This window comes from Acidithiobacillus sp. (assembly GCF_027322205.1).
GTDB lineage: Bacteria > Pseudomonadota > Gammaproteobacteria > Acidithiobacillales > Acidithiobacillaceae > Acidithiobacillus.
The window spans coordinates 1-11483 of record NZ_DAHVHY010000064.1 but is presented as its reverse complement, the minus strand read 5'-3'; the positions used below and the strand labels follow the sequence as shown (position 1 = coordinate 11483).

The 11483-nt window shown below is 59.3% G+C and carries 12 protein-coding genes and 1 tRNA gene; 10 read left to right on the top strand and 3 right to left on the bottom strand.

Features of this window, described 5'->3' with window-relative positions:
* A partial coding sequence (locus tag M7F93_RS09450) for a transglutaminase TgpA family protein (protein WP_366144753.1) occupies positions 1–2049 on the top strand: 2049 nt, incomplete at its 5' end.
* A 13-nt stretch (positions 2050–2062) separates the two neighbouring features.
* Here the strand turns inward: M7F93_RS09450 and M7F93_RS09445 are convergent.
* Together M7F93_RS09445 and fdxA are read right to left on the bottom strand one after the other, a co-directional pair.
* Entirely contained in the window at positions 2063–3751 is a 1689-nt protein-coding gene (locus tag M7F93_RS09445) for an ABC transporter ATP-binding protein (RefSeq protein WP_298172464.1), read from the bottom strand.
* Positions 3748–4071 carry a ferredoxin FdxA gene (gene fdxA, locus M7F93_RS09440; RefSeq protein ID WP_298172461.1) on the bottom strand — a complete coding sequence of 108 codons (324 nt, stop codon included), beginning with the start codon at positions 4069–4071 and terminating at the stop codon, positions 3748–3750. The genes M7F93_RS09445 and fdxA overlap by 4 nt, the downstream gene beginning before the upstream one ends.
* 207 nt (positions 4072–4278) lie before the next feature.
* Between fdxA and M7F93_RS09435 the strand changes: the two genes are divergently transcribed.
* Entirely contained in the window at positions 4279–4881 is a 603-nt protein-coding gene (locus M7F93_RS09435; protein ID WP_298172458.1) for a peroxiredoxin, read from the top strand.
* Positions 4882–4971: 90 nt separating this feature from the next.
* On the opposite strand, the gene M7F93_RS09430 is transcribed toward M7F93_RS09435, so the two are convergent.
* Entirely contained in the window at positions 4972–5697 is a 726-nt protein-coding gene (locus tag M7F93_RS09430; RefSeq protein WP_298172456.1) for a hypothetical protein, read from the bottom strand.
* A 103-nt stretch (positions 5698–5800) separates the two neighbouring features.
* Here M7F93_RS09430 and M7F93_RS09425 point away from each other — a divergent pair, with 103 nt between their 5' ends.
* The 8 genes from M7F93_RS09425 (at position 5801) to M7F93_RS09390 (ending at position 11283) form a co-directional block, all read left to right on the top strand.
* Positions 5801–6661: a PHP domain-containing protein gene (locus M7F93_RS09425; protein ID WP_298172453.1), complete on the top strand. Its 861-nt coding sequence runs from the start codon at positions 5801–5803 to the stop codon at positions 6659–6661.
* 103 nt (positions 6662–6764) lie between these two features.
* Positions 6765–7802, top strand: a complete 1038-nt coding sequence (locus M7F93_RS09420; protein ID WP_298172450.1) for an AI-2E family transporter — start codon at positions 6765–6767, stop codon at positions 7800–7802.
* Between the two features lie 72 nt (positions 7803–7874).
* Positions 7875–8297, top strand: coding sequence for a hypothetical protein (locus tag M7F93_RS09415; RefSeq protein ID WP_298172447.1), 423 nt, complete (start codon positions 7875–7877; stop codon positions 8295–8297).
* A 53-nt stretch (positions 8298–8350) separates the two neighbouring features.
* Entirely contained in the window at positions 8351–8818 is a 468-nt protein-coding gene (locus M7F93_RS09410; protein WP_298172444.1) for a hypothetical protein, read from the top strand.
* Entirely contained in the window at positions 8811–9596 is a 786-nt protein-coding gene (rlmB, locus tag M7F93_RS09405) for a 23S rRNA (guanosine(2251)-2'-O)-methyltransferase RlmB (protein WP_298172442.1), read from the top strand. Before M7F93_RS09410 ends, rlmB begins: the two co-directional genes overlap by 8 nt.
* A gap of 5 nt (positions 9597–9601) precedes the next feature.
* Positions 9602–10375 (top strand): TatD family hydrolase, encoded by a 774-nt coding sequence (locus M7F93_RS09400; RefSeq protein WP_298172440.1) that lies wholly within the window; start codon positions 9602–9604, stop codon positions 10373–10375.
* Positions 10372–11130 (top strand): MBL fold metallo-hydrolase, encoded by a 759-nt coding sequence (locus M7F93_RS09395; RefSeq protein WP_298172438.1) that lies wholly within the window; start codon positions 10372–10374, stop codon positions 11128–11130. The genes M7F93_RS09400 and M7F93_RS09395 overlap by 4 nt, the downstream gene beginning before the upstream one ends.
* Positions 11131–11207: 77 nt before the next feature.
* Positions 11208–11283, top strand: a tRNA-Ala gene (locus M7F93_RS09390).
* The last annotated feature ends 200 nt before the right edge of the window (positions 11284–11483 follow it).

Sequence of the window (11483 nt, the reverse complement as noted above, 5' to 3'; positions counted from 1 at the left end):
ACGGCGCTTGCCACATCCAGGAGGGGTCGGCTGATGATGTCCGGGCTACGACTCCCCACACGGTGTGTGGGTTCCTTGCTGGCGGCATTGATGGGTGTCTTTATGCTCCTGGCGCTGGGTTCGGAGGTCGCCCTTTGGGCCACAGGGGTTTGGATCGTGGCGACCGGTTTGGGACTGTATGGGGCCTGGCAGGGGCGCCTGCCCTGGTTTAGTGCGGTGCAACGCTTGCTGTTGGTCCTGTTTCTGCTGGTGCTGGTGTTACTGCTGGCCGGATGGGGGAACTGGCTGGCAATGGCCAGTCAGGCGGTGCTGGTGCTACTGGCCATCAAGGCATTGGAAATGCGCAGCCAGCGCGACTTTTATCAGGTGGCGGCATTGGTGCTGTTGGGCATGGGGGTGGCCGCGTGGCTGCGCGTGGATATTCTGCTCGGCATTTTCCTGTTGGCGGCTTTATATCTGTCCCTGCTGGGATTGCTTTGGCAGCCCTTGGCCGATGCGGCGGTGGAATGCACCACAGAAGGACTGCGCTGGCGGGATTTCCGCTACATGCTGGCCTTCAGTCTGGTTTTTCTGCTGGTGCTGTTGCCGGTGGCGGCCATTTTCTTTCTGATGTTGCCGCGCACGCCGACGCCGCTCTGGGCCTGGGCACCGCCACAGGGGGTGGCACATTCGGGTTTCAGCGCCGATTTGTCCCCAGACCGTATTACCCGCCTGGCCCTCGACTCCGCCACGGCTTTTCGGGCACAGATCAGTCCGCAGCCTGCTGATTCGGAGCATTTGTATTGGGTGGGGGCGATCCTCTGGCGCGATGAGGGCCGGAATTGGTTGCCGGATCCGCCGGCCGCCGGGGTGCGGGGTGCGGTATCTGCAGGCGTTGGCACCAGAACCACAGGCGTTCGACAGGAAATCGTTCTAAGCCCGGATAACAGTGATTATCTGTTTGCTTTAGCGACGCCCTATCGTCTGAATATCCCAGTCACCTACCGGCAGCAGGCGGATGGGGTCTTGCGTATGAACAAAGCCCCCGGCTTGCCCATGCGCTACATCGTCTGGTCTGCACCTGCCGCTCCGCGTGTGCTCTCTGCGGCGGAGCGCGCCGCGGCTTTGCAGGTACCTGCTGACACGAGCCCGGAACTACGGGCGCTTGCGACCCGTTTTGCAGGTGGCAGCGATACGGTGGTGGTGCAGCGCCTGCTGCACTGGTTTCATGGGCCTTCTTTCCGGTACAGCCTGCAGGCGCCAGCGGGTTATCCCCATGGGCAAAGCATGGCAGATTTTTTGCTCCATACCCATACGGGTTTTTGCGAATACTATGCGGGGGGGCTCGCATTGTTGCTCCGGCTGGATGGTATCCCGGCACGGGTGGTGACGGGGTATCACGGTGGTGAGTACAACCCGGTGGGCAACTACTGGATTGTGCGGCAGAGCATGGCCCATGCCTGGGTGCAGGCCTGGCTACCAGGACGAGGTTGGGTGCGGCTGGATGCGACGCCCGCACTGACGGTACCCGGCCAGAGGGGCAGCGATACCGGTACGGTAGCCCCCGCGGTGGTGCCTGGCGTGCAACAACTCTGGGATTGGTTGCAATGGCAGTGGATCAATATGGTTATCGACCTGACGCCGGCCAAACAGCGCGCCCTCTGGGCGTCGGCGGGTGCGCAAATCATGCAGATGGTGCCATCCTCTACCGATACGCCGCACTGGCCGAAAGCGCCGGTTTGGCACCGCTACGCTGCGCTGGCTTACTGGTTGGTGGGGGTTGGCGTTTCGCTGTTGACGGCATGGATGCTGTGGCGCCGCTATCGGGCGGGTAAGGATGCCGGGTATTGGCGCCAGCGCGCGGTGCGCGCCTTGCGTGCAGTGGGACTAAAAGACGATCGACCGGGGGTGGAGAGTTTGTTCTGGCAGCGGTTGCCAGTGGATCAGCGGGAAGCCGTGCGTGAAATCTATGTGGCCCAGCGTTACGGTCCGACACCGGATGCCGATGGTGATCGGCGTCTGTCTGTGGCCTTGGCCGCTCTGCGGCAAATGTTGCGAGAGGTTTCCTGATCCTCTGAAGCCGTTATGCTGTCTCGTGTTCCTGTTCGCCGGTCACGATCTGCCCGTGTTCCAGGTGGATGATCTGGTCGGCGAGGCGGGTGGTGCGCGGGCGGTGCGCCACGATGACGATGGTTTTCCGGCCATGGAGAGCGCTGAGGGTTTCCGCGATGCGTTCTTCACTTTCGCTGTCGAGGTTGCTGGTGGCTTCGTCAAGGACCAACACGGGGCGATCCAGATAGAGCGCCCGGGCGATGGCGAGCCGCTGGCGCTGGCCACCGGAAAGATTGCCGCCATTGCCCTTGATCATCGTTTCCAGTCCCCCTATGGGGGCTAAAAAATCCCAGGCGTGCGCTTGCCGCGCCGACGCCTCGGCGCGTTCATAATCGGGTTGAGCATCGGCATAGGCGATATTGCTCAGGGCGGTCCCGGTGAACAGTACCGGCTCCTGCGCGACAAAGCTGAAATAGCCGCGATAATCGCCGGCAGGGAGATCGCGGATGGACTGTCCGGCTACCGTAATATCTCCGCCGCCGGGCGGCAATAAGCCGAGCATCACCCGTACCAGACTGGTTTTGCCGCCGCCACTGGGGCCAATGATGGCGGTCGTCGTGAGCGGGGGAAGGGTGATACAGAGGTCGCGTAAAATCACCTCGCTCCCCAATTGCAGCTTGAGATCGTGGCACTGCCAGGTGCCCCAGGGACGCGGCGTTGGGGAGCGCTGGCTGGCTTCTGCCGGTTGATCCAGCCAGGCGAAGAGCCGGTCCGCGGCAGAAAGGCCTTGTTGCAGTTGATTGTTGGCCGAGGAGAGTTGGCGCAGAGGCTCATAGATCATACCCAGCGCCGTCAGAAAGCTGAAAAAGGCCCCCGTCGTCATTCCGCCGTTCACCACCTGGCTGCCTCCCAGATAGATGATGATGGCGATACCCAGCGCGGCAATCATTTCCATGATGGGAACCGTTGCCTTCTGGACGCGGGCAATCTGCATCATCAGGTCGAAGTAGTGACGCGCCTGAACGCCGAAGCGCTGCGCCTCAAAGCCCTCGCCACCCTGACTTTTGATCACCTCGGCACCGCGCAGGCTTTGAGAAAATTGGTCCATGATCTGGCCCATCTGCTCTTGTTGGCGCTCGCCGCGCCGGCGCAGCTTCTGGCCGAAACGAATCAAGGGATAAAAGGCGATGGGCAGGGTGATGAAGCTGATCAGCGCCAGCTTCCAGCTCATGTAAAACACTACCGCCATGAGCGCGACAATCTGGAAGGTGGAAAGGAAGAAACGCGCCAGCACCGAAAGGCCCTGCTGCAACAAGGTCAGGTCCAGACTCATCCGCGACAGAGTGCTGCCGTGGCTGTTATCGATGAGGGTGCCCAGGGGCAGGCGCAGAGTGTGGGCGAAAAGGCGTTCACGCAGGCCGCGCAGTACGTCTTCTTCGACGCGGGCGAGGGTGATGGCTTGTACGTAATCGGCACCACCTTTGACGGCGTAGATCATTATGACGCCCAGGGGCAGCCAGATGAGCATGCTGGCGTTGCGGTCGATGAATATCCGGTCGAGGACCGGCTTGATCATGTAAGCCACCCCACCGGTGGCCGCGCCAGAAATCACCATGAAGAGCATGGCGAGAAAGATGCGGCCCCGATACGCGCTGACCAGGCCGAGGAGCCGGCGAAAGCTGGGAGAACGCAACGCGGCGGGCGCGCCAGCGTCACTCACTCTTCGAGCAGACCCCGTTTATCTTTTACTTCCAGCCAGGCGTCGGCATCTTCGGGCGCCGCCTTCTTTTGAATAATAGCCGGCCAGCTCTTGGCGAGGCGGGCGTTGATTTCCTCAAACTCTTCCTGACCTTCGGGCAGGTCGTCATCGCGGAAAATGGCACCGGCAGGGCATTCTGGCTCGCAGAGGGTGCAGTCGATGCACTCATCGGGGTCAATGACCAGAAAGTTAGGCCCCTCACGGAAACAATCCACTGGGCAGACATCTACACAGTCTGTGTATTTGCACTTAATACAAGATTCAGTCACCACGTATGTCATGGGGGCCGGGCTCCTCACGTTTTAGTCAATGGGCTACGGCCGGAATCATCCGGCGGGCTGGGGGCCTATTCTAGCCTAAGGCGGGCGTGCTGCCCACAGGGGAGCTTGCAGGCATCCATGCCAATCAGGTACGTGGCGAAATCAGGAAAAGTTCGCTATAGTAAAAATCTGGACTTCATCCCGTCATCTCAACAGAGGAGAATTACGATGGCCGTATTAGTAGGCAAAGCTGCCCCCGATTTTGTGGCCCCCGCAGTGATGGCCGATAATAGCATCAACGAGAGGTTTCAGCTTTCTCAGCATATTAAAGGCAAATATGCGGTTCTGTTCTTTTACCCGCTCGACTTCACCTTTGTATGTCCGTCTGAAATTCTCGCCTTTAATCATCGCCTGAATGAGTTCAAGTCCCGCAATACTGAAGTCATCGCCTGTAGCGTGGACTCCCACTTCACCCACCTGGCCTGGAAGAACACGCCGGAAGAGAAGGGTGGCATCGGTCACATCCGGCTCCCCATGGTGGCGGATCTCTCCAAGAGCATCGCGCGCAATTATGACGTTTTGCTCAACGATGAAGTGGCGCTGCGCGGCTCCTTCCTGATCGACCGCGAAGGCGTGGTGCGTCACGAAGTGATCAACGATCTGCCTCTGGGTCGCAACATCGACGAAATGATCCGTATGGTGGATGCGCTGCAATTTTCTGAAGAGCACGGCGAAGTCTGCCCCGCACAGTGGGAGAAGGGTAAGGCGGGAATGAAGCCGACCAGTGAGGGCGTGGCCGACTTCCTGGCGCATCACGGCAAAGAACTCTGAGCACCGGTTGCCCTCGCGCCCACGGCAGAGACCTGCGTGGGCGAACAGGTAATATGGCCTGGACGTCAATCCGGGCCATATTATGGCGACTTAGTGCAGACTACGTCCGGCACCTTCTGCCGCTTCATCCATGACCGCCTTCACCTCATCCGAAAAATCACCCTGAGCCACTTGCTGGCGTCCTTCCTGAAAGAAGAGTGCCGCGTCAGCCGGCAAATGATGGAGGAGTGCCGCAAAAGCTCTACGCATTTCCGTAGGGTCCTGGGCACGGGTCGCCGTGATGCCCCAGTTCAGCAGCAGAATACGCCAGGGTCGGTGCGGATCAGCGCCATCCAGATCGGTGGCATAGTCTGCGGATGCCGCTTCTTTCACCTTGCCCATTAGCCGGGCCAGGGAACGCAGCTCGTCAGGCTCACCGCGACTATTGGCCAGAATGGCCAGGCCGTTGACGATAGGCTCCAGCGTGTGGATGGCGCCGTGTTGATTACATACCCATGCGGCAATGCTGACGGTGATCATTTCCAGGGCGGTCTTCGCCTGACGCTCGCCCAGACGGTCGGCCCAGGTAGCGAGATCCATCAGCAGGCCGATGGTCAGATCGCCGATGCGCTCCGGCTCGTCGGCGGGCAGTGAGGGGTCCCAGGCGGCAACCTCTGTTGCCAGCAGCGTGAAAAGCTGGCGCAGAGCGTCCACAATCATCGGCGGGGTGATCTGCTCTCCGGTGGCAATACCGCTCTCGGCAAAAGCACCAAGGATAGGTTTGGCGTATTGTTCAAAGCGCTGCTGTGCGCCTGAGATGTCCAGGATGAGAGCCACTGCTGCCTCCGATATGCCCGATGAAGTTGAGCGTGTTATGCTAGCACGGAATGGTGCCGGATTCCGCAGTTGGCGGTATCCTTTTTAATTCAGGAATTTTCTCATGTCGCACGCTAACCCCGTTTCTCCTGTTGATTTGCATATGCACTCCCTGGCCTCCGATGGCACCATGACGCCCACCGACCTGGTGCAGCGGGTACATGCAACCGGGGTGCGCGTCATGGCGCTGACTGACCATGACAACACCGCGGGGCTTGAGGAGGCCAGGGTGCAGGCGACGACACTGGATATTCAACTGGTCCCCGGCGTTGAAGTCTCCAGCGAATGGAACACCCAGGGCATCCATATCGTTGGTCTTTTCATTGATCCGGCGAATAGCATCTTACAGGATGGTTTGAGTCGGATTATGGCCTTCCGCGACTGGCGTGCCTTGGAAATCGGACGTTTATTAGAAAATGTCGGCATCCCTGACGCAGAAGCCGGAGCGCGAGCGATGGCGGGCAGTCGTATGGTGGGGCGTAGCCACTTTTCGCGCTGGTTGGTGCGTGAGGGATACTGTGCAGACGCGAATGAGGTCTTTGGCAAGTATCTTGGGCGCGGTTGCAAGGCCTACGTGCCCAGCGACTGGATTCCCATGACCGAAGCGGTTGGCTGGATCAACGCGGCCGGTGGATCTGCCGTTCTGGCCCACCCTGGCCGCTACAAACTCAGTGGTAACCGGCTGCGTACCTTGCTCACCGAGTTCCGGGATGCGGGGGGCATCGGCCTTGAGGTTTGTTCCGGCAGCCAGGTGGCCGGAGATCGCGAGCACCTGGGGCGTCTGGCACAGCAACTGGGCATGGTGGGTTCAGTCGGCTCCGACTTTCACGGCCCGGATGTTGGTCATGCGGCCATCGGCCATCTGCCGGCCTTGCCCGAAGGTGTCGAACCGGTCTGGGATCGCGCCGGTATTCACGTTCACTGACCGGTCAATCTTGTCGGTTTTTCTGATGGTTATGCGCATTTCCATCAGCACGGCACTATGGTAGCTTTGCACTCCATTGTGGATGCATATCAGAGGAAACAGGGTGCAAAAAAGCCAAGAGCCATCACACTACGCCAACTGGGGCATGTTCGTGTTGCTGCTGATTTACGCTGGCGCCGCATACACTCTCAGTCCATTCGCCGGTCCTCTACTGATGGGGGCGGTGCTGACGACGGTGGGTTGGCCCTGGCAGTTGCGACTGGAGCGGGGTTTTCATCTCCCGCGCTGGCTGGGTTCGCTTATACACGCCCTGGCGTGGGTGGCGATCATCATTATTCCTGCGGTCATTATTGTCGATTCTGTGTTGCCCCAGGTAGTATTACTCATCTCCCGCTGGCAGTCAGGTGGTCCGCTTGTCGATGTACCGCCGGGAGTGATGCAGATTCCCTACGTCGGTCACTGGTTGCTCAGCCATTTGCATGGGCTGAATGGTGCCTATCTCTCCGCACTGCTCAGTGCGCATTCCGGCCTCATCACCGATTCCCTGGGTCAGCTCTGGATATTCACGTTGCATACGTTTTTTGCCGCGCTGACCGTGTTTGCGCTGGCCCTGCATGGTGAGCGTCTCACGGAAGCGTTGCGCCTGGGGGCTACACAATTCTGGGGTCGTGATCGTGGCGATCGTTACTTGGCCGCCTGCCGGGATGCGGCGCGTTCGGTGCTGATCGGCCTCATTGGTGTAGGTGTGGTAGAGGGTATGTTTATCGGCATTGCTTACGCTGTTGCGGGCCTAAGCATGTGGCCCCTCTGGTTGGTGGCTACCGCACTGATATCACCGATTCCCTTTGGGGCCACGGCCGTAGTTGGCGCGGCCACCCTGTGGCTCGCTTTTACGGGGCATTGGATTGCCGGTCTGCTTGTTCTCGCCTGGGGGCTTATCGTCATTACCGCAGCGGACCTGGTGGTACGCCCACTGCTCACTGGCTCGCAGACGCAGGCCCCCTTCTTTCTGGTGTTCTTCAGTATTCTTGGTGGCGCGGAGGCCTTCGGCTTGATCGGCCTGATTATCGGACCTATTCTGGTACTGCTGGCGCGCGGGGTATGGCGCGCCTGGGAGCGGCGCATTCGCTTACAGGAGTAAGCGCGCAGATCACTGCGGTTTACAGAATCGCCCAAGCTTTGAGTATTATCTTTGTAAAATCAGGAGAGTATCATGGACTACTCAATGTTGGATCAACAATACAATCAGTTGCAGCAACAGACTCAGAACAACCTGCAGGCCTTACAACAGGTGGCTGGGCGGGTGAATGCCATGGCACCGGATAATTTGACCGGACGCGAGATCAATATGGAATTGCGCAGCCTGGCCATGAACCTACAACAGCAACAGCAGAATGTGGGGATGATGCTGCAGCAGATGGCGCAGCATATCCAGCAGTTGGAAATGCAGATGCAGGGGATGGGGCAGGGGGGTATGAACCCCAATATGGGACAGCAGCGTCCCTGGAATGCGCCCATGCAGGGGCAGCCGGGTATGGGCAGCGGTTTCCTGGGTAATGTCGTGACCGGTCTGGGTCTGGGTGCGGGTTTCGCGGTGGCGGACAACATCGTTGACGATATTTTCGACAGCTTCTAAGTCTATATGATAATCACGCATTTTGATGATTCCTTGCGGGTTGCGCTCAGTTCATGACGCTACCGTTGTCGGCGTATCTGGATCTGGAGCCGCGCGTTCTTGCCTGGGCTGCAGGACAGGGATGGCAGTTGCAGCGTACCGGTCCCTTGCGACGGGATGAATGGCCGTTGCCGCGTCTGGAGTTTCTCCGCGAGGGCGTGTTGACGCCCGGCGAGTGGGACGCTGCACTTACGGCCTGTCCCCTGTTTATGGAGTTGGTCTCCGGCAAGCGGGAGGCACGGAGTCGGGAAGGTATCGGGGTAAAATTTTATCAGGCCCCGACCGAGTCCCTGGGTTTTGCGCAGATCGCCCATACGGGGCCAGCCGAGTTCGTAGCGGTATGTCGCAACTTGCCGGGCTGGGATGAGGCCCCGGCACCAGACGAGGCGGCGGCTTTTGCGCGTGTTGGTCTGCCTTGTGTGCCACCCTCCCAGCGTAATCCTGAAGTGTTTACAATGTTGGCGGGGGTGCCGGGTGACTGAAGAATCCCTCTATGGTATCCACGCCGTCAGCGCCGCGCTGGATTCAGAAGAATTGCTGGAGCTCTGGGTGGCGATTGAGCGGCGGACCGATGACCGTGTTGCGCCCTTACTGCAAAAAGCCACGGAACAGCACCTGCCAGTGCATGAATGGCGGAGCACGGCATTGGGTCGGAGGCTGAATACCGATAAGCATCAGGGCGTGGGCGGCTTGCTGCGCGCCTTTTCCGGGCAGGACTTCGAGACGATCCTGGCGCAATTGGATGACCGTGGCTTCCTGCTGGTGCTGGATGGTGTTCTCGATCCGCACAACCTCGGTGCCTGTCTGCGCAGTGCGGAAGCGGCAGGGGTCGATGCAGTGATTCTGCCCAAGGATAATGCCTGCCCGGTCAATGCCACCGTGCGCAAGGCGTCTGCCGGATCGGCATCCCGCGTTCCGGTCTGTACGGTGACCAATCTGTCACGCACCCTGTCCGCTCTGCAAGAGGCGGGTTTCTGGCTGGTCGGGATGGCGGGGGAGGGTGTTCAGAGCCTTTATACGCTCGACCTGAATATACCGCTGGTGATGGTGATGGGGGGGGAGGAGAAAGGTTTGCGCCGCCTTACTCGCGAGCACTGCGATTACCTGGCGCATATTCCCATGCTGGGATCTATCGAAAGTCTGAATGTATCCGTCGCTACCGGGATTTGTCTCTTTGAGGCGGCCCGGCAGAGGCGGAGTCTGTCTCCCGTCCAGCAATCGGGCAGAAAAAATTCGCCAGAATCCGCCAGAGGGTCATAAAACGCATGCTGGTAGATTCTCACTGTCATCTGGATTTCGACGATTTTGATGCCGATCGGGCTGGCATTCTGGCTCGCGCCCAGGCGGCTGGGGTGCAAGAAGTGCTGGTTGCGGCGGTCGTCGAGGCGCACTGGCCGCGGGTACGGGCCTTGGCTGCCGAGTACCCTGGCGTGTGGGCGGCAGCAGGCGTGCATCCCAATGAACCCGCAGCAGAGACCCCGGAATGGGAATCTCTGCTCGCTGCCCTGGCGTCTGACAAAGTGGTGGCCGTCGGCGAAACCGGCTTGGATTATTTCCGCAGTGAAGGGGATCTGTCCTGGCAGCGGGAGCGATTTGCCCGGCATATAGCCGCCGCCAAGGCCACGGGAAAGCCGCTGATCGTCCACACCCGTGCGGCGGCGGCAGACACCATCGCCATGCTGCGCAGCGAAGAGGCGGCGGCAGCCGGCGGCGTCATCCATTGTTTCACCGAAAACTGGGATTTTGCGAAGGCCGCCATGGATATGGGCTTTTATATCTCCTTTTCCGGCATTGTGACTTTCAAGAAGTCCATTGAATTGCAGGCTGTGGCCAGGAAGGTGCCGGCGGATCGCCTGCTGGTGGAGACGGACGCCCCTTATCTAGCACCCGCGCCGCAACGTGGCCGGCGCAACGAGCCTGCTTTTGTCGCTCACGTCGCGGCCTTTCTCGGGGCGTTGCGGGGCGAAACGCTGGAGGATATCGCCGCGCAGACCACGGCCAATTTTCACGCACTGTTTAAGCACGCGGTGGCGGCATGAAGATTGTATTCCTCGGTACGGGGTCCAGTGCCGGAACGCCAGCGATTGCCTGCCATTGCCCGGTTTGTTGCAGCGCTGATCCACGCAACCACCGCCTGCGGGCCAGTATTCTGGTGCAGGATGGGGGTACCAATCTGCTGGTGGATACCGGTCCGGACCTGCGCCAGCAGATGTTGCGCGCCGGCGTGCAGATGCTGAGTGCCGTGTTGTATACCCATTTTCACGCCGATCATATCAATGGTGTCGATGACCTGCGTGCCTTCAATTTTGCGCAGAAGGCCGTGATCCCTTGCCATGCGGATGAGCGCACGGCAATAGAATTGGAAACCCGGTTTCGCTATTGTTTTCTGCCGCCGGATATCACTTGGGCGAAACCTTCGCTCTCCATGCACCGGATAGCATCGCCGCAGACCTTTGGTGGGGTTGCGGCGACACCAATACCCGTGATGCACGGTCATCTGCCCATTCTCGGGTACCGTTTTAACGACGTGGCGTATCTGACCGATCTAAAAACCATCCCTGATAGCAGCCTGATGCTGTTGCAGGGGCTGAAAGTCCTTATTCTTGACTGTTTGCATTACGAAGAGCACCCCACCCATCTTAATGTGGAAGAGGCCTTGTACTGGGCGCGGCGCATTGGCGCAGAGCGGACCATTTTTACCCACATGACCCATGATATTGATTATGCGACGTTGGCTGCGGAGTTGCCGGAAACGATCATTCCCGCCTATGACGGTATGGTCGTGGACCTTTGAGCGCATGCTGCTGATGGCCGGGTGTATGCAAAAAATGTTTGACATCGCCGACATGAATCCATATATTACGCCGCATCGGGGCCATAGCTCAGCTGGGAGAGCGCTTGAATGGCATTCAAGAGGTCAGCGGTTCGATCCCGCTTGGCTCCACCAATTAAATCATGCGATTACGTCATCTTTAATTACCCCGACCAAACGCGATTGTGACAATTTTGTGCCATACGCCGAAGAGCTTTTTCTTCGGCTGCCCAAGTTTTATTGCAAATGGGGCAAAAGTCCGGCGAGTTGTTTTTCCGAAATCATCCCCGGAATTCGTCCAAGCTGACCACTTTTCACGCGATAAAGTATGGCTG